Source organism: Ensifer sp. LC11 (assembly GCF_001695835.1).
Lineage (GTDB): Bacteria > Pseudomonadota > Alphaproteobacteria > Rhizobiales > Rhizobiaceae > Ensifer.
The window spans coordinates 64,456-82,930 of sequence record NZ_MBSO01000009.1 but is presented as its reverse complement, the minus strand read 5'-3'; the positions used below and the strand labels follow the sequence as shown (position 1 = coordinate 82,930).

Below are 18,475 nucleotides of genomic sequence, written 5' to 3'. Positions count from 1 at the left end.
CCTGCGGCAATCGGCGCGCAAATATCTGCTGTGTGCCGCCTCCTGCGCCACGGGCCGTTTTCGTCCGGCCGGCTCCAACGTCCATTTCCCGGTTTCACCGAGGCTTAACCTGATTGCGGCAAGGTGAGCGCTGCATCCCGACGCGCCGCCGGCGGCGTCCCCGCCCCCATTGGTTTCGGCATCGCCATGCATTCGAACTCAGCCACGGCAAATCTTTCCAGAGAACGCCAGTCGGTGCCAGCGGCCATCGACAGTGGATTGGTGGAGCTTGTCCATGGCCTTGCCGCGCTTTTGTCCGGCCTCGGGCTGTTCCTCATCGTCTTCACGCTGATCCCGTTTCAAGGCGCGGTCGAAACCGATCCGAACGCCGCCAACGATGGCAACATCATCAACCAGGTCGGCTACCTGGTGCTTGGCGTGGTCTATCTGTTCGCGATGCTGCTCGTCGTCGACCGCCGCATCCTCGCCCGCCTCGTCTCGCCCTCCTGGATCGCGATCTTTGCGATCGCCTACCTCTCGTGCCTGCAATCCTATGACCCGGCCGCGTCCGCCCGCGGCCTGACGCTGAGCCTGATTGCGATGATCATGGTGGCCGGTGTGCTGGTGCTGCCGCGCAGCGAGAAGGATTTCGTCAACGCCGGCGCCAATGCCATTCTGCTCTTGATCCTGATCGACTACGCCGCGCTATTCCTCGCGCCCGATCGCGCCATCCATTCCGCCTTCGGCGACGAACCCTGGCATGCGGGCTTCTGGCGCGGTCATCTTCTGCACAAGAACGTGTCGGCCCCGGTCTTCTCCATCCTGTGCATGTTCGGCATCTATTGCCTGCGCGCCGGCGCGCCGCTGCGGGGATGGGCGATCACGCTGCTTGCCGCCAATTTTGTGCTGCACACCGGCTCGAAAACCACCATCGGCTTCCTGCCGATCGCGATCGGGCTCGTCTTTGCCGGTCGCGCCGTGCGCAGCCCCGGCGTGGTGATCCTCGCCCATGTCGCCATGTCCGTGCTGATCTTCGGCCTGACACTTGGCACCGTCTATTCCGACACGCTTTATGCCATCACCAAGGCGCTGATCGACGACCCGACCTTTACCGGCCGCGACGACATCTGGAAATTCGCCAGCGCCAGCATTGCCGAGAGGCCCTGGCTCGGCCAGGGTTATGCCAGCTTCTGGCTTTCGCCCGTCATCATGGGCCTGGAAGAAAATTTCGAGGCGAGTTGGGACGTGCGCGGCATCGTCACCGGCCACAATAGCTACCTCGACGCGGTGCTGATGTTCGGGCTGCCGGGCGGCATCCTGATGACGGCTCTTCTCTTCGTCAAACCGCTCTTCGACTACGTGAGCGCCTATCGCCGCCCGCAAGCCCGGATCTTTTCGGACTTCTGCGTCATGGTGGTGATCTTCATGACCTATAACGCCATGCTGGAAAGCTTCTTCCTCAACCGCGCCGACCCGATGTGGCTGCTGACGGCGCTTGCCGTCTTCGGGCTTGGCCTTGCCAGGCGGATGAGCATGCGCGCCGAGCCTGAAACATCTTCCCATCGCCCGGCGCTTGCCAAGACATAAAGATATCTTTATATCTTACTACAATCTCTTCTAGCCGGGAAAAACCGATGACCGCAGCCACCAATGCCCTCTCCGCCCTCATCACCGAAAAAGGCGTTCTTCTTGCCGATGGCGCCACTGGCACCTCGCTCTTTGCCATGGGCCTTGAGGCCGGCGAAGCGCCCGAGCTCTGGAACGAGAGCAAGCCTGAGAACATCACCAAGCTGCACCAGGATTTCGTCGATGCCGGCGCCGACATCATCCTGACCAACTCGTTCGGCGGCACCCGCCATCGCCTGAAACTGCACCAGGCGGATGACCGCGTGCATGCGCTGAACAAGCGCGCAGCCGAGATCGCCCGTGCCGTTGCCGACAGCGCGCCGCGCAAGGTCATCACCGCCGGCTCCGTCGGCCCGACCGGCGAGCTTTTGATCCCGCTCGGAGCGCTATCCTATGAGGATGCGGTTTCAGCCTTCATCGAGCAGATCGAGGGCCTGAAGGCCGGCGGCGCCGAAGTCGCCTGGATCGAGACCATGTCGTCGCCGGACGAAATCCGCGCAGCCGCCGAAGCGGCCGCCAAGGTGGGCCTCCCCTACGTCTATACCGGCTCCTTCGATACCGCCGGCAAGACGATGATGGGCCTGCATCCGAAGGACATCCACGGCGTTGCCAGCGATCTCGGCGACGGCCCGGTCGCCGTCGGCGCCAATTGCGGCGTCGGCGCCTCGGACATCCTTTCCTCGCTGCTCGACATGACTGCGGCTGCCCCTGAGGCAACCGTGATCGTCAAGGGCAATTGCGGCATTCCGGAATTCCGCGGCTCGGAGATCCACTATTCCGGCACGCCGCCGCTGATGGCGGAATATGTGCGCCTTGCGGCCGATGCCGGCGCCAGGATCATCGGCGGCTGCTGCGGCACCACCTGCGACCACCTCGCTGCCATGCGGGTGGCACTGGACGAGCATGTGCGCCGCGATCGCCCGACGCTTGAACTGATCATTGAAAAGATCGGCCCCTTGCGCAACAAGACAGCCAACGAAGGTGCAGCGGCCCCGAGCCGCGAGCGCCGCCGCCGCGCCTGATCGCGAGGCAAGCACACAAGCCAGAACGAAAACGCCCCGGCATCGAAAGATCCGGGGCGTTTGTTTTGCCCGTCAATTTTCAGGTCCGGCGGGACGCACGGATGCGTCAAAGGCCGGCACTGTCGAGGCCCGATGGCTCCGTTGCGCCTTGTAAGACAGGCTCGCCTTTGGCTGCGCCGATAAAAGAACGGTAGAAATCGAAGCTGCGCCCCATCTGGCGCGAGCCTTGCGCCGAGAAGTGCCCGAAGTCCTCGAAGAGGGCGACGCCCCGGTCCTCAACCTTGCAGCTGTCCGTGTCGCAGAGATAATCCATGAAGCGGACGACCGGGTATTCGTCGGCAATGTCATCGACCACCTTCAGCACATCGCGATCATGCACGCGGACATTCTGCAGCGGCAGTTCGCAGCGCTCGTCCGGCTCGCCGAGGAGACGGGCTCTCGCCACGCACAATCCCGTGTCACGGCCATCATGTGGCGTTGGCGCCACGAAGACGGGCTCAAAACCGTTTGCCTTCAGCCAGGTGAACGTTGCCCGCAATCCGTCGCTCAGAAGCTTCGTCCCGGACTGCACCTCCTCTCCGCCGCCGACGAGCACGGTCTCCTCTTCGAGGTACTGGCTGAGCTGCGACGACAGGATGACATAGCGGATCGAGCGGTTGGCGAGCAGAAACCGGCGGACGTCGCTGTTGTAGCGGGCACAGTCCTGCGGCCAGTCGCGGCCCAGCCGGGGAACGACGGGGGCGAGGTCCATGAACGGCCCGCAATTGTTCTTGGCAAGCTGCACAAGGCGCACATCGGGCTTGGACGCGATGACACCATCAACGAGGTGTCGGGCGAAGGAATCGCCCCAGACGGCGACTTCCGGTGTCGGGCTTGTGGCACAGCTGAGATCAGCAACCGCATCGCATGTCTTGCCAAGGCCGACGCTCGGCTCGGTAAGCTGCGCAAGCGCGCGGTTTCGCGCAACCAGTCCATCCGACCCGTCGAACCCGAAGCCGAGCGCAATCGCCACCGATCCGGCGGCAAGCGTTGCACCGAAGATCGCGCGCCGGCCGAAACGTTCGCGCTTGCGGAACGGCTGCTCCACATAGCGCCAGCTGAGATAGGCAAGCGCGAAGCACAGGGCGATCAGGAGCGCGTAAATCTCCTGAGGCATTTCATCGATTGCCCTGAGCCGGGCGAAGGCAAAGACCGGCTGGTGCCAGAGATAGAGGCTGTAGCTGATGAGGCCGATCGCCACCAAGGGCCTTAGAGACAGCAGCCGGCCGACAGCAGTGTCGCCACGGGCAAATGCCAGAACAAGCGCCGTGCCAAGCACCACCGGCACTGTCGTCCAGCCGGGATAGGAGGCCGTTTCCCGGACGAACACATAGCTCGCGCCGATCGCCACGAGCCCCAGCAGCGCGAGAAGCTCGCGATAGCCTTTCGCCAGATCGAGCTTCTCGGCCCCGGCAAGCGCCAGAAGCGCGCCGACGCCAAGCTCCCAGAACCGGCTCGGCAGCAGGTAGAAATTCGCGGCGGGATCAAGGCCCGCCAGCAGCTGGGTCGCGGCGAAACTGAGGAGCACGAGCCCGACCACGACCTTCATCAGCGTGGCCGAGGAGTATCGACGCAGGAAAAGCAGGAGCAGCGGAAAGACGAGATAGAACTGCTCCTCCACCGCCAGCGACCAGGTGTGCAACAGCGGGATCAGCGCCGTACTCGGGGCGAAATATCCGGTCTGGTCCCAGAACAGGAAGTTTGAGGCAAAGAGGTTGACGGCATAGAGGCTCTTGCCGAAATCGTTGAGTTCCGGCGGCAGCATCCACAGCAGCGCAAAAGGAACGCAGACGGCGCAGACCACCAAAAGCGCCGGCGCGAGCCGGCGCGCTCGCCGCTCATAAAAGCCGACGATGCTGAAGCTGCCGTCACGAATTTCGCGGTGGATGATCGAGGTGATCAGGAAGCCGCTGATGACGAAGAAGACATCGACGCCGGCAAAACCGCCGGCGACGAAGCCGAAACCGGCGTGGAACAGAAGCACGGGCACCACGGCAAGCGCGCGCAATCCATCGATTTCAGGTCTGTAATGCATCAGGGGGAAACACTCGAAAGCCGGGCCCGTTCGTTAACACGGCCTTACCATTCCGGCCAAGCCCCATAGGCTATATCCACATTTGCGCGGTTTCTGGGCGCAAAACCGGCCATAAAGGGGCAGAACCACGCCCCGGACACCTCGCTCAGCACAGTCGGGATCCATCGCCATCGGCCGATACGGCACGGCGATCGGTCGCGCTGCCGTAACGTCAGCCGGAAATCCGGGGTTCAACCGAGATGTTGGCGCCAGGCATCGAGCCCGATCTCGATGTCCTTGCGGCCAAAGCCGACGCGGAAGCGATCGGTGGCGACCGGCAGCAGATCGGAAACGAACAGGCTCGAAGGCAGAAGCAGAACGCCCGCCTCCTCCACCAGCCGCCGGCAATGGGTCTCGACCCCGTCGGCGCCAAGATAGCGGGCAAAACCGACGCAGCCGCCATCCGGCGCCCGCCATTCATAGAGATCGGGGTACTCGGCAAAGAAGGCACCGAGCTTTTCGAGATTGGCTGAGACCAGTGCCCGGTTGCGCTCCAGGATAACAGCGCGGGCCTTGAGAGCAATCGTCGCCAGCACTTCCGACGGCCGCGAATTACAGATCGACAGGTAGTGCTTCATCTTTTCCATGCGCTCGAGCAGCGCGTGGTCGCGACAGGCAATCCAGCCGATCCGGAGCCCCGGCAGGCCATAGGCCTTCGACATGACGTTCAGCGAAATGCCGCGATCGAAGAGTTCGGCCGCCTGCGGCAGGCGCAGCGCCGGGTCCCGCTCGAGCCCGCGGTAGACCTCGTCGCTGAAGAGGTCGATGCCGCGCTCGGCGCAAAGGGCTGCAAGCGCCGCAAAGGTCTGCTGGTCCGCAATCGCGCCGGTCGGGTTGTTGGGGAAGTTGACGCAGATGAGCCTGGTGTTGGGCTTCAGCGCCGCCCTGACATCGGCGATATCGAGCCGCCAATTGTTCTCCGGCCGAAGCGGCACGCCGGTAACAGCACCGGCGATCGTCACCGGCAGGGTTTCCATCGACTGGTAGTTCGGCACCGTCACGATGGCATGATCTTCCGGTCCGAGCAGCGCCAGCATGGCGCAGTAGAGGCCCTCCTCGGCGCCGGCAAAGCAGAGGATATCGGCAGCCGAAAGGCCCTCATAGGTCGCAGCGATCGCGGCCCTCAGCGCCGGCGCGCCGTAAGTCTCGGTGTAACCGAGCGTCACGCTCTCCCAGGCGGCACTATCCTCATCGTCGGCAAGCGCCAGGAGTTCGCTCATGCTGATCGTCTGGCTGTCGCTCGCGGTCATGTGGTGGCGGGCATTGAACTCCCAGCGGGAGAAATGGGTTTCGAGCCGAAAATCGGGCAAGGTCGTCATGACGGATATCCTCCTGTCGCGGCGCGATCATCGCGCGCGAAAATAGTTGCGAAAACAGATCGTTCCGGGAAAAACGTGAAGCGTCACTTCATCCGGAGTGGTGTTACCTAAAAGCGGTGGATCCGCGCGTGCAGGGATCTATCCGGGAGCCTCGCCACGCGCGGCGGCAAGATAATTGTAGATCGAGGCGCGCGAGGCACCGATGAGGCTTGCAAGGTGATCGACGGCGTTGCGTGTCTGGAAGAGGCCGCGCTCGTCGAGCGCTGCCACCAGCGCGACGCGATCGCCACGCTTCAGCGCCGACAATGCAAGCCCTCTCTCCCCAAGCCAGCCATGCAGCGTCGCATTGATCTCCTCGCGCCAGTCACGCGCAAAGAGCGCCCGCGGCCGCGGCTGTTCCGCCCCGGCAAAAGCCGAAAGCAGTTTCAGCGCCGTATCGATCATCGAAACATCGAGATTGATGCACAAGAGACCAACCGCCTCCCCGGTCTCGTTGCGCAGCACGGCGGAAATCGACTTGAAGCGCTGCCCATCCGCGCCGGTCTTTTCATAGGGGCCGAGCACCACCGCCTTGCCACCGAACGCGGTGAACGCCTCCTCGATCAGCGAATCCTCCCCGACGGTGCGACCGGAAAAGCAATTCCAGATCGCAGCGATCGTGCCCGACCTCAGATCGTGCAGCACGACCTCGCCGTGCGGATAGAGCAAGGCGCTGATTGCGGCAGCGGTGGGCGCGTGCAGGGCGAGGTCAGCGGCGATGGCGGGTGCGATGTTCATGCATCCGGTTTCGCTCGATTTAGACATATTGTCAATGTTGGACAAAATATAAATGTCGACATATTCGCCGATGCTTGCGCACCCGTCCGCGCTGGCCTATCCCCGAAGGACAGAAGAATCGCCTGAAGACGCGCAGACAGGAGACATTGACATGAACGCCGGCCCAGCCTCCTTTCCCGACCGCGACACCGTCGCCGAGAAATTCCAGGCCTTCGGCGAGGCGAACCAATCCTTCCTGCGCCTTCTGATGGAAAACCAGGAACAGGACGAACGGCTGATGGATGGCCTCTATCGCCACCTCGACATTGCCTCGGAGGCGAAATTCCTGAACTCGCTGAAGCTTGAGAAGCTCGGAGAATGGCTGGGCAGCCAGGCACCGGCCCGCCTGCAGATGCGCCTGATGGAGGCCGGCCGATCGAGCCAGCATGCGGCTTACCAGGCGTTCAAGGCAGGCCTGTCGAAATCCGGCGGACTGGGGCGGGCGTTTCCGAAAGTTTGAGGCCGCAAAGTTCCCCGCCCTCATCCCTGTGCCCGTCACAGGGATCCAGCAGCCGTGCGTCGGCATGGCGAAAGACTCGAACCGGATCTGAGGTTTAAGGATTGTCCCTTGGTCTCTCGGGCCGCAGACGCGGCCCAGCTGGATTCCTGTGACAAGCACAGGAATGAGGGATGGTGGCGCCCGCCCACCCTAACGCTCTCCACGCAGGCGCGGCACGAGAGCAACGGCGACGTCCGATAAACAGCGGAAAGCGATCGCTCACCAGCGGGACGTGAAGAGTGGCTAATGGTTCATGAGGAACGAAGCCGGTGCGGCAAGTCCCTTCTCCCCGCAATGACGGGGAGAAGGTCGCGGCAGCGGGATGAGGGGCATGGCGCGCCGTCCACCCAACTGCATGATGAAGGGCAAAATCCGGTCCTCAATTCCTCGAACCGCCAAGCCCCTTGGCGAGCCGCACCAGATTGACGAACTCGCCACGATAGCCGAACGGGTCCGCACCCTTGGCGCCCGATGCGAGATCGATAACGGCGTCATAGCCGTAGTCGCTCAGCGCCGACACACCTGACAGCTTCTGCCCGAAGGCGGCGACGGCAACGGAGAAGCGCACATCGCCTGATGCCTCACCGAGCGCCGGCACCGCATTGGCCTCGGTCACCGGCGTGGTCATCAGCTCGCTCGTGTCTCCATCCGGCTTCTTGTAGCGGATTTTCAGGAAGGCGAGTTCGCCGCCATGTGGGCTTGCCTCAGCCGCCGGCTTTTGCGCCTCCGCATAACGCAGCTTGTCGTTCAGCACCGCGGGGCTACCCACCGGGGTCACCTCGTAAATCGCGGTCACGCTGTGACCGGAGCCGATATCGCCGGCATCCACCTTGTCATTGTTGAAATCTTCCCGCTTCAAGGCGCGCGTCTCGTAGCCGATCAGGCGGTATTCGGCGATCGCGGCCGGGTTGAACTCCACCTGCAGCTTGACGTCCTTGGCGATCGGGAAGAGCGAGGAGCCCGCCTCTTCCACCAGCGTCTTCTGTGCTTCGGCAAGCGTATCGATATAGGCGGCCGTGCCGTTGCCATTCTGGGCGATCGTCTGCATCAGCGCGTCATTGTAATTGCCGCGGCCAAAGCCCAAGACCGAAAGGAAGATGCCGCTCTTGCGCTTCTCCTCGATCAGCCGCTTCAGGTCCTCGTCGCTCGACGGCCCGACATTGAAGTCGCCATCGGTCGCCAGCATGACGCGGTTGACCCCGCCCTTGACGAAGGCCTTTTCGGCGAGGCCGTAGGCCGCATCGATCCCTTGCGCGCCGGCGGTCGAGCCGCCCGGCTGCAGCGTGTCGATCGCAGCAAGGATCTTCGCCTTGTCCTTGACATCAGTCGGCTCGAGCACCGTTCCGGCGTTGCCGGCATAGGTGACGATCGAAACCGTATCCTCGGGCTTCAACTTCTCGACCAGCAGCCGGAAGGCGCTCTTGAGGAGCGGCAGCTTGTCGGGCTCGTCCATGGAGCCGGAAACGTCGATCAGGAAGACGAGGTTCGCCTTCGGCGCTTGCGCCGGCACGACGTCATAGCCCTTGATCGCCACATGCATCAGCCGCGTGCCACCATTCCAGGGCGTCGGCATCACGGTCACCGTCGCCTTGAAAGGCTCGGTCGCACTCACCGGCCGCGGCCAGTCATAGGGGAAATAGTTGACCATCTCCTCGACCCGCACCGCGTCGCGCTCGGGCATCTGCCCTTCCATCAGCGAACGGCGGACGAAGGCGTAGGAGGCCGTATCGACGTCGACCGAGAAGGTCGAGACTGGGTCGGTCGCAACGCTTTTCACCGGGTTGCTCTCGGCCTTGCCGAAGCGCTCGCGGTTTTCCGGTGGTGCGGCGACTAGGTCCTCCTGAACCGTGGGTGCCGGCAGGTAGGTCATCTGCGGCTGCGCGCCGTCAACGGCCGACATCGGGGCGGCGCTGTCGCGCGCAACGCTGTTGGCCATGGCATCGGCTTGCGCAGCGGGCGCTGCGGCCTCGCCCTCGACCGAACCGCTGGCGAGCGCGTCTGCGGTTTTCGCTTCCTGCTGGCGCGCGCGCTCATCAGCGGCCATCTTCCTGGCCGCGGCCTGAGGCTCCGGCTTCGGCCGCGCCTCTTCCTTCTTTCCCTCGTCCTTCAGCGCGATCTCCTGTGCGCTCTCGGCGAAGGGCGCACCGTTGCGCGTCAGCTCCAGCGTCAGGAAGGCGGCGGCGGGCACGACCAGGAGGGTGGCGAGTGCCGAGCCGGCAAGCAGTTTCCTGTTCATGATAGGGCTCCATATCCGGTTGAAGATGGAGCTTTGACGAACCGGGTGTGCCGATCCTTGGGTGGTGTTCGAACTTTTCTCGGCCTCATCGAAAGACTGCATGGCGACGGCAAGCGCGCGGGCGCGGGCTTCCGCGGAAGCCTTCGGCGGGTTCATCCGGCCAAGCTTTTCGAAATCGTCGCTCATGGTCACACTGCCTCCTTGCCGAGCAATGTCTTCAGCCGCTTGCGCGCCTCGTGCACATGCCAGGATATGGTTGCTTCCGAGCAGCCGAGCACGTCGGCGGCGGCCTGATGGCTCAGCCCCTCGGCATAGACGAGCAGCACGGCGTCGCACTGCTTTTCCGGCAGTGCCCTGACCGCTGCCCAGAGCGCTTCGCGCTGCTCCTCGTCAGGATCTGCGGCCGGCGCTGCCACCGCCTGCTCGCTGGCATAGGCCTGCATCTGCCTGTCGTCACGCAACTGCCGCCGCTTGTGATCCCGCGCCGCGTTCAGCGTCAGGGTATAGAGCCAGGTGCGAAACCGGCTCGACCCGCGAAAGCCGCGGATCGCAGCGCCTAAGCGCAGGCAGACGTCCTGAGCGATGTCTTCCGCGTCCGACGCATTGCCGGACCAGCGCCAGGCCACCGCATGGACAAAATCATAGTGCCGTTCGACAAGCCGGCCAAAGGCCTGCCGGTCGCCCTGCATCGCTTTCTCGACGAGTTCAACGTCCAATTCCGTACCCGCCCTCACCTCATTCAAACCTTAGACGTTGGAGGCCGATCATTCCTTGGGTGGAAAACGAAAAATATTTGTGCTGCGAAAAATCCCATTCCGCGCGTTGCTCTGGCCCAAATCAGCGCGGGAACTTCGCGACGACGGCGATCATCGGCCCCATCGGGAACAGCCGGTCGTGGCGATTGATGTCGGGCGCATAGACGCTGGAAATGGTGCCGTCGAGGAAGAGTGCATTGGGGCAATCGAGCGCATCGCGGAAGAGCGTCGCGAAATCGTGGAAGCGCACCGGGCGCTTCGAGATGACGAAGACCACTTCGCCTTCCGCAGTTACGCCGACGCCGTTGCGCGTCTTGAGACTGGTGCTGTCGGGCAGGAAACGCGGATGCAGCTGGCCGTCAATCACCAGCATCGGTCCGGATTGCGTGGCGAAACGTGGGCTCAGCTTGGCATCGCGGTAGGCTTCCGCCGCCACCACGCCCGCCTTGCCGCCATCGACATAGAACACTCCATTCGGCAACAGGTGAAAATTGCCCCAGCCCGAATTGGTGTTGAGCGGCGCCTGCGCGCGTCCCTCCTCGACATGCAGCCCGACCGGCGACAGGTCGTCGTGATACATGCCGCCATTCATGGCAAAGGCCATGTACTCGTCGCGGCGGCGCAGCTCGAGCGACAGCGCCCGAAACGAACGGAACGGCACGCCCGCCTGGTCCTTGTTGTAGAGGCGAATATCGCTTGTCGCCGGATCGAAGCTGCAGGCGACATAGTCTTGGCCCAGATGGCTAACGTCGCGGCAGGCGCCAAGCGCGGGCCCGGCAAGGCCAGCCGAGAGAACGGCACCGACGAGAAAGGGTTTTGGGAAAAGCGGCATGGCGAAAGGTCCAATCGAATCAGACACCAAGCATGCCCGAGATTGCGGCGGTTCTGGCGCGAGCCGGAGATAAAATGCGGTGGTCGCGCGCCCGCTGCCGCCCTGCACCTGACGCGGAGCCACTCAGGACGATCCAATCAGTTCGAACGTTTGGTAGCCTGCCAAAAGCGTGATCAAAGATCCCACCAGCCGCAGGAGTGTCCTCTCTTGCAAGGCTTTGACCATCCATCCCGCCAGCGGCGCCGCCAAAACGCCCCCCACGATTAGCCCGCCGACACTTGTCAGGTAGTCGCCGGCTTCGCCAGCTTGATCCCAGTGACCGGTTACGATTGTGGCAAGGAAGCTCAGCGACACTGAAAGTGCAATCAGGAACTCGCTCGCATTGACCGTTCCGATGACGTATCTCGGCTGTCCACCCGCGCCGAGTAGGCCGGTGGTGGCGACTGGACCCCAGCCGCCTCCGCCTGCGGCATCGAGGAAACCGGCGGCTGCGCCCAGTGGCGCCACAATTTTCAATTTCACGGGGTTGGTCGGAATACGATGAAACGACCGATAGAGTAGCCAGGTCCCAATCGCCGCGAGATAGGCTGTAACGAACGGCTTGACCTGATCGCCATCAAACGAGGTCAGTACGAAGGCGCCCAATATACCGCCACCGACACCAAAGGGTATGAGCCGCCGAAACAGTTTCCAGTCGATGTTGCGATGATAGAGATGAGCCGATCCGGAGGCCGCGGTGGTAAACAATTCCGCAGCATGGGCCGAAGCGGATGCTTGGGCGGGCGGCACACCGAAGGCGAGGAGCACCGTCGACGAAATGACGCCGTAGGCCATTCCAAGAGCACCATCGACCGCCTGAGCCAGAAACCCGACTATCGCAAACAGGAAGAAGTCTTCCATGACAGGCACCGTGCACGAGTAATCGGTAATGCGCAAAACGAAGCCTCACGTGTGCAGTGGCACACGGAGGCTCTATCGCTCGACCAAGTTGCGGTCAGCATGTTCTATCACGCAGGAAACGGTCAAAGTAACGAGCTGGTTCCCGCGAGTGCGGCTTCAACAAGAGCGCGCTCCTCCCAAAATGCATGTGACTCGCATGATCCATCTCGGTCGCCTACTGCATGTTTCCCTTAATCGTAGCCGATTAACGGACAAAAACATGCAGCAATTCAAAGTGCTACAGCGACCTTTGCGCGTCTAATAAGACGCGCGGCGCTGTAGGGCACCGTGCCATTCAACGACGGCCACTCACCCCTACGACCGCTCTCGACCGAAAACTATCATCAGACGCCCACGCTGGGATCAAAATGGGCCTGAATGAACAAGGCACATCCAGCCGGCCGGCCTGAAGCTAGCCGCCGGCAAGGAACCCCATGGCCAGGACGAGCCCATAGCATCCGGCCGCCGCCGCCAGCCCGAAAATTACGCAGAGACAGGCAAAGCCGCCGACGCCTGCGAGGACATAGGATTTGGGATCGCGGTTGAGCACGTCCTGCGACAGCGAGAGCAGCAGGCGCTTTTCCCTGAGCGTCGTGGCGAGCTTCACTGCGTGGCGTTTGGCTTCCTTCCGTACCTGACCGTAATTGCTGCTGATCGCCAGAAAGGTGAGGAGCAGGCCAAGGGCGCTGGCGGTCAGCGCGAATTTCCGTAGCAGGTCGATCGTGACAGGAAGGAGATCGCCCGTAAGCACCGAACGATCCACCAGCGCATCGAAGCCGGTGATGCAGGAGGCAATCACGGCTGCATGGCCGGCGCCGATCGCCAGCAGGCGCTTGAAAGCTTCGTCGAGAATATGGCTGTTTGCGGCGTGGATGCTGTCGAGACGGGAGATCTGCGCCTCCACCTCCTCACGCGAAAGATGCGGAGGATAGTTACTCACGGATACGACTGGGCTACCTCTCATACGATGGACTCCAACGCCACGCCGTCCAAATCGGTATAAATTTGATAATATTACCTTTCCACGACATCTCCAATTTTAGTCATTTTGGAGATTTCCACCAACTTTGCCAGCGGGACGTCGGGTGCAGGCGCTAAATCTGAAGCGCCGCCATGTGGAAACGCAACTGCTCCTTCGGGTAGCGATGCTCGCTTGCGACGGGACAGGCTTCACGCGAGAGACAACCGGCCGACAGGCATCCCGACCTGCCCGCATCGCTGACGAGATGGTCGCGACAGAGCCCGATATCGAAGCGTTCGGCGGCGAGCGCATTGGCCGGACAGGCAGCAAGGCAGGGCTTGGCGGCACAGGCGTCGCAAGGGTGTTTGCCCACGCGCTCCCCCGTTTCCGGAAGCCGTCTGTCAAAGGCGAACGCCCCGCGATAGCCGTGCCAGAGCCCGTGGCGCGGATGGATGAGGATGCCGAGAGGAGAAGTCTTCAGGCCCTCGGCCTGCATCGCCCATCGCTGGAACGGCTGCCAGGGCGGGTCTGAGGGAAAGTATGCGGTGGCGCCGCACTCGTCGGCGATCGGCTGGATCACGGCCTTCGACCAGGTGTCCAGCGGATCGGATCCGCCGCGGTCGGGCAGGTCCCGCCAGGCGCTGAAGGGCTGCCAGAGCGAGCCGCCGATATTGCCGATCAGCACCACGCTTGCGGCCGGCCGGCTGTCGGCAAGCAGAGGTACTGCCTCCCCGGTTTCGAAATTCACCGTTCCGCGCAAAAAAAGTCCGTGCGGCGCAAGCGCCGCACGGATGGTTTCAATGGTCTTGTCCGCTTCCGCGGAAGGCGCCGTCATTTCGGTTTCGGCCCCTGGTGTTCGTAATGCGGGCGCCAGACCTCTTTCTGGATCATGTCGGCCACCTGCGCCGCGCCGCCTTGCTCCCTGGCTCGCTCGGGACCCTTTCAGGTGAAAGCGTCCGGCATCGAGTCCTTGCGGCTCGCGATATAGGCCTTGAGCTTTTCGTCGATCTCAGGATCGAGGTAAGGCGCCTCGTAGTGCTCCAGCCAGCTGCGGCAGAGTGCATTGGCGCGCTGCTCGATGCGCTTTTCGCCTTCCACTTCCCACTGTTCATAGGAATTGTTGTCGGCGAGCGGCGAACGGTAGAAGGCGGTCTGGAAGTTGGCCTGGGTGTGGGCGCAGCCGAGATAGTGGCTGCCGGGGCCGACTTCGCGGATCGCGTCCAGCGCCTGGGCGTTTTCAGAGAGATCGATACCCTCGGCCATCTTCTGCATCATGCCGAGCTGATCCTGGTCGATCATGAACTTCTCGTAGGAAGACACGAGACCGCCTTCGAGCCAGCCGGCCGCATGCAGCACGAAATTGGTGCCGGCAAGCAGCGTCATGTTGAGCGTGCTGGCCGATTCGTGTGCTGCCTGTGCGTCCGGAACCTTGGAGCCGCAGAGCGAGCCGCCGGTACGGAACGGCAGCTTGAGGCGGCGCGCCAGCTGCGCTGCACCGTAGGAAACCAGCGACGGCTCCGGCGTGCCGAAGGTTGGCGCACCCGACTGCATCGAGATCGAGGCGGCAAAGGTGCCGAACAGAACCGGCGCACCCTTGCGGATGAGCTGGGTGAACGAGGCGCCGGCGAGCACTTCGGCCAGAATCTGCGTCAAGGTGCCGGCAACCGTCACCGGGCTCATGGCGCCGGAGAGGATGAACGGCGAAAGCACGCAGGCCTGGTTGTGGCGGGCATAGACCTTGAGCGCCCCCACCATGGTCTCGTCGAAGACCATCGGCGAGTTAGCGTTGATGAGGTTGAGCGTGACGCAATTGTTTTCGACGAACTCGTCGCCGAAGACGATCTTCGCCATCGCGATCGTGTCTTCGGCGCGTTCCGGCGCCGTCACCGAGCCCATGAAGGGTTTGTCGGAATATTTGATATGGCTGTAGACCATATCCAGGTGACGCTTGTTGACCGGGATGTCGACCGGCTCGCAGACCGTGCCGCCGGACGAATGCATCGACGGCGCCATATAGGCAAGCTTCACGAAATTGCGGAAATCCTCGATCGTCGCATAGCGGCGGTTGCCTTCGAGATCACGCACGAAGGGCGGGCCATAGACCGGGGCGAAGATCGTCGCCTTGCCGCCGACCTGGGCGCTGCGCTCCGGATTGCGGGCATGCCAGGTAAACTCTGATGGAGCCGTCTTCAGGAGCTCGCGGCAAAGCCCCTTGGGGAAATGCACGCGCTGGCCGCGCACGTCGGCGCCGGCCTGCTTCCACAGTTCGAGCGCCTCGGCGTCGTCGCGGAATTCGATGCCGATCTCTTCAAGGATCGTGTCGGCATTGCGCTCGATGAGCTGCAAGCCTTCCTCGTCGAGCACCTCGTACTCGCGAATCTTGCGCTGGATATAGGGCAGAGACGGCCCCGGACCGCCGCCGGTGCGCGATGCACGCCGTGCTGCCGCGCCCCGTCCCTCGCCACGCGCGCGGCGGCCGCCGCCTTCACCCGCGCCCTGATCTGTCACGTCGCTCATTCGCTTTTCCTCTCCCGCGCATCACTTCTTGCGCCTTCAAGCATCAATTTGTCCTAATGCTACCAAGCATCAAAGCCGGTACGGGTCTCAATGCGCCAAGGAGTGGCGCAACTCGAACACTACCGAGAAGCGACCAGACAGCGCCAAAAACCGCATGGCGCGAATATATTGTTTTTGTTAAGAATATGCAGGCATCGCAAGAAGCTGCCTGTCCGTCGCTTTTTGTCATATGCGACGTCGCTTTCGAAAACAGATTTTTAGCTGTCCACCGTTATGGATTGGTGGACGCGTGCCAAATTTTCGCGCCACCGTGCCAGGAACCGAGGAACCCCAATATGGCAGACGATGAAATCATTCTCGAGGACCTTTCCGACGAGGAACTTGTGCAGCAGATGCATGACGACCTCTATGACGGCCTGAAGGAGGAAATCGAGGACGGGACCAACATCCTGCTCAAGCGCGGCTGGACGCCCTACGACGTGCTGACCCAGGCGCTGGTCGAAGGCATGCGCATCGTCGGCATCGACTTCCGCGACGGCATCCTGTTCGTGCCGGAAGTGCTGCTGTCGGCCAACGCCATGAAGGCCGGCATGACGATCCTGCGCCCGCTTCTCGCCGAAACCGGCGCGCCGAAGCTCGGCAAGATGGTGATCGGCACCGTCAAGGGCGACATTCACGACATCGGCAAGAACCTCGTCGGCATGATGATGGAAGGTGCGGGCTTCGACGTCGTCGACCTCGGCATCAACAACCCGGTCGAGAACTATCTCGAAGCCATCGAGCGCGAGCAGCCGGACATTCTCGGCATGTCGGCGCTGCTGACGACGACCATGCCTTACATGAAGGTCGTTATCGACACGCTGAAGGAAAAGGGCCTGCGCGACGATTACGTCGTTCTCGTCGGCGGCGCGCCGCTCAACGAGGAATTCGGCAAGGCCGTCGGTGCCGACGCCTATTGCCGCGACGCGGCGATCGCCGTCGAAACCGCCAAGGACTTCATGAAGCGCAAGCACAACCGTCTGGCTGGCTGAGCTTCGGGCGTTCCGAATGAAAGAAGCCGGCCGCGTGGGTGAAATCCGCGGCCGGCTTTCTTATTTATGACATGCGGACAAGCGCCTTCCGGGTCGGCGCGCTTAGTTGGCGGCTTTCGCCACGCTGCGACCGGCGTCCTGTGTGGCGTTGACCGCACTTGCGGTGTCCCGACCGATGCCGCGGATGGTGTTACCGCAGGCGCTGAGCGTCGAAAGCGCGACGAGAACGGCGCCGACGATTGCAAGGGTCTTTACGGTCATGTGCAGGTTCCTTCCCGCTGATAGCCACATGGAATCAAGATGGAAAAAATATCGCCGGCAATAGAACGTGCACAACCGAAAAAAGTTCACGTGATCGGCTGCGGCGCCATCGCGCGGGAAATCCTGGCGGTCTGCGAGGCGAACGGCCTCGCACATGTCGACCTCAACTGTCTTCCCGCCATCTGGCACAACACGCCGGACAAGATCACGCCCGGCGTGCGCGAGGCGATCGCCAAGGCGCGGGCGCAAGGCTTTGAGCGCATCTTCGTCGCCTATGCCGATTGCGGCACTGGCGGCCATCTCGATCGCCTCTGCGAGGAGGAAAAGGTCGAGCGCATCCCCGGCCCGCACTGTTATTCCTTCTTTGCCGGCAACGCCGATTTCGCCCGTCGCTGGGACGACGACATCACCGCCTTTTTCCTCACCGACTTCCTCGCCCGCCAGTTCGAAGCCTTCGTCATCGAACCGCTTGGGCTTGATCGGCATCCGGAGCTGAGGGACATGTATTTCGGCCACTACCGCAAGCTCGTCTATCTTTCGCAGCAGGAGGACGAGGCGCTGCAGGAGAAGGCGAAGAAAGCGGCAGAAACACTCGGGCTCGAATACGAGTACCGCTTCACCGGCTATGGCGACCTGGCGACATCGTTGCTGAGAGCGTGATGGAGCGGTGGCCGCAGGCCTAGCTGCGCGCTGCAATCACGACGCCCGTCGCGATCATGGTGCTGCCGGCGACCCGGTTCAGCGCCCGCATTGCCCGGGTGGTGCGAAACCAGCGCGACGATGCCGCGGACAAGAGCGCGTAGCCACCCATCGTCACGATGTTGACCGCGAAAACGACGGCAAGAACCGTCGCGATCCCGAACTGATCGAGGCTGTCGAGGTCGAGAATCAGCGGCATCAGGCTGGCGTGAAAGAGGATCGCCTTGGGATTGCCGAAGCCGATGGCAGCGCCAAGCGCCAGCGAGCGGATCCACCCGCGCTCACCCGACGTCGCCTCGGCCGCAACCGTCGCAGCCGCGCGCCACATCCGATACCCGAGGAAGATCAGATAGGCAGCGCCGGCATATTTGATGGCAAGGAACAGCCAGCCGAACGTCTGGGCGATGACCGTCAGACCGGCGAGCGCGACGCTCACCAGCACCATGTCGCTGAGCGCGATACCGAGGCCACAAGCCAGCGCCGGACCGACGCCGCGGCTGATGCTGGTGGAAATGACCGCGAACATGGCTGGCCCCGGCGTGACCGCCGCCAGGAACAGCGCAAGCATGTAGGCAAAGAAGACAGCGAGCGACATGGCAAACACCGGCGAAGTGAAATCGGAACAAACCCTATATGCGCGCATAAGATACAGCAATAGAGGCTGCCATGATCAAGCTGAATTTGATCACAATTGAAAGCGAGATATGTCAGCGCGATAAACGGCGGGATAACACTTGCCAATACATAAAGCATACAACCCGCAACAGGCAGAGCGCGGACGAAATACATAAATGCGCCGGCGGGCCGTGGGGCATAAAATTATGCCGATTGCCGCGCCTGTATCCCGAGAAAAAATGCCGCAGCCAAGGT

At 62.6% G+C, this 18,475-nt stretch carries 17 protein-coding genes; 5 read left to right on the top strand and 12 right to left on the bottom strand.

Annotated features, from left to right (window positions below; all coding sequences use genetic code 11):
• The first annotated feature begins 234 nt into the window (after positions 1-234).
• Both BBX50_RS06915 and bmt read left to right on the top strand, forming a co-directional pair.
• Positions 235-1,566, top strand: a complete 1,332-nt coding sequence (locus BBX50_RS06915) for an O-antigen ligase (protein ID WP_161490853.1) — start codon at positions 235-237, stop codon at positions 1,564-1,566.
• Between the two features lie 47 nt (positions 1,567-1,613).
• Positions 1,614-2,627, top strand: coding sequence for a betaine--homocysteine S-methyltransferase (bmt, locus tag BBX50_RS06910; RefSeq protein ID WP_065774577.1), 1,014 nt, complete (start codon positions 1,614-1,616; stop codon positions 2,625-2,627).
• 106 nt (positions 2,628-2,733) lie between these two features.
• On the opposite strand, the gene BBX50_RS06905 is transcribed toward bmt, so the two are convergent.
• From BBX50_RS06905 to BBX50_RS06895, 3 genes are all read right to left on the bottom strand, one after another.
• Positions 2,734-4,701, bottom strand: coding sequence for an acyltransferase family protein (locus BBX50_RS06905; protein WP_065774576.1), 1,968 nt, complete (start codon positions 4,699-4,701; stop codon positions 2,734-2,736).
• Between the two features lie 230 nt (positions 4,702-4,931).
• Entirely contained in the window at positions 4,932-6,059 is a 1,128-nt protein-coding gene (locus BBX50_RS06900) for a pyridoxal phosphate-dependent aminotransferase (protein ID WP_065774575.1), read from the bottom strand.
• Between the two features lie 138 nt (positions 6,060-6,197).
• Positions 6,198-6,836 carry a PAS domain-containing protein gene (locus BBX50_RS06895; protein WP_065774574.1) on the bottom strand — a complete coding sequence of 213 codons (639 nt, stop codon included), beginning with the start codon at positions 6,834-6,836 and terminating at the stop codon, positions 6,198-6,200.
• A gap of 151 nt (positions 6,837-6,987) precedes the next feature.
• Here BBX50_RS06895 and BBX50_RS06890 point away from each other — a divergent pair, with 151 nt between their 5' ends.
• The gene (locus BBX50_RS06890) at positions 6,988-7,335 is read left to right on the top strand and encodes a hypothetical protein (protein ID WP_065774573.1); all 348 of its coding nucleotides are present in this window, start codon (positions 6,988-6,990) and stop codon (positions 7,333-7,335) included.
• Between the two features lie 418 nt (positions 7,336-7,753).
• Here BBX50_RS06890 and BBX50_RS06885 read toward each other — a convergent pair whose 3' ends face one another.
• From BBX50_RS06885 to BBX50_RS06855, 7 genes are all read right to left on the bottom strand, one after another.
• Positions 7,754-9,802, bottom strand: coding sequence for a VWA domain-containing protein (locus BBX50_RS06885; RefSeq protein ID WP_065774572.1), 2,049 nt, complete (start codon positions 9,800-9,802; stop codon positions 7,754-7,756).
• Positions 9,799-10,326, bottom strand: a complete 528-nt coding sequence (locus BBX50_RS06880) for an RNA polymerase sigma factor (RefSeq protein ID WP_065774571.1) — start codon at positions 10,324-10,326, stop codon at positions 9,799-9,801. Before BBX50_RS06880 ends, BBX50_RS06885 begins: the two co-directional genes overlap by 4 nt.
• A gap of 121 nt (positions 10,327-10,447) precedes the next feature.
• Entirely contained in the window at positions 10,448-11,197 is a 750-nt protein-coding gene (locus BBX50_RS06875) for a phosphodiester glycosidase family protein (RefSeq protein WP_065774570.1), read from the bottom strand.
• Positions 11,198-11,320: 123 nt separating this feature from the next.
• Positions 11,321-12,097, bottom strand: a complete 777-nt coding sequence (locus tag BBX50_RS06870) for a sulfite exporter TauE/SafE family protein (protein WP_065774569.1) — start codon at positions 12,095-12,097, stop codon at positions 11,321-11,323.
• A gap of 451 nt (positions 12,098-12,548) precedes the next feature.
• On the bottom strand, positions 12,549-13,076 hold the full coding sequence (locus tag BBX50_RS06865) for a hypothetical protein (RefSeq protein ID WP_065783991.1): 528 nt from the start codon (positions 13,074-13,076) through the stop codon (positions 12,549-12,551).
• 154 nt (positions 13,077-13,230) lie between these two features.
• Entirely contained in the window at positions 13,231-13,932 is a 702-nt protein-coding gene (locus BBX50_RS06860) for a ferredoxin (protein ID WP_065774567.1), read from the bottom strand.
• A 107-nt stretch (positions 13,933-14,039) separates the two neighbouring features.
• Positions 14,040-15,614 carry a trimethylamine methyltransferase family protein gene (locus BBX50_RS06855; protein ID WP_065774566.1) on the bottom strand — a complete coding sequence of 525 codons (1,575 nt, stop codon included), beginning with the start codon at positions 15,612-15,614 and terminating at the stop codon, positions 14,040-14,042.
• A gap of 335 nt (positions 15,615-15,949) precedes the next feature.
• Between BBX50_RS06855 and BBX50_RS06850 the strand changes: the two genes are divergently transcribed.
• The gene (locus tag BBX50_RS06850; RefSeq protein WP_034788208.1) at positions 15,950-16,645 is read left to right on the top strand and encodes a B12-binding domain-containing protein; all 696 of its coding nucleotides are present in this window, start codon (positions 15,950-15,952) and stop codon (positions 16,643-16,645) included.
• A gap of 102 nt (positions 16,646-16,747) precedes the next feature.
• Here BBX50_RS06850 and BBX50_RS06845 read toward each other — a convergent pair whose 3' ends face one another.
• Positions 16,748-16,906, bottom strand: coding sequence for an entericidin A/B family lipoprotein (locus BBX50_RS06845; protein WP_065774565.1), 159 nt, complete (start codon positions 16,904-16,906; stop codon positions 16,748-16,750).
• Positions 16,907-16,945: 39 nt separating this feature from the next.
• On the opposite strand from BBX50_RS06845, the gene BBX50_RS06840 reads away from it, so the two are divergent.
• Positions 16,946-17,566 carry a DUF1638 domain-containing protein gene (locus BBX50_RS06840; protein WP_065774564.1) on the top strand — a complete coding sequence of 207 codons (621 nt, stop codon included), beginning with the start codon at positions 16,946-16,948 and terminating at the stop codon, positions 17,564-17,566.
• A 19-nt stretch (positions 17,567-17,585) separates the two neighbouring features.
• Here the strand turns inward: BBX50_RS06840 and BBX50_RS06835 are convergent, their stop codons facing one another.
• Complete coding sequence (locus BBX50_RS06835; RefSeq protein WP_065774648.1) at positions 17,586-18,200, bottom strand: LysE family translocator; 615 nt, start codon at positions 18,198-18,200, stop codon at positions 17,586-17,588.
• Positions 18,201-18,475 lie beyond the last annotated feature (275 nt).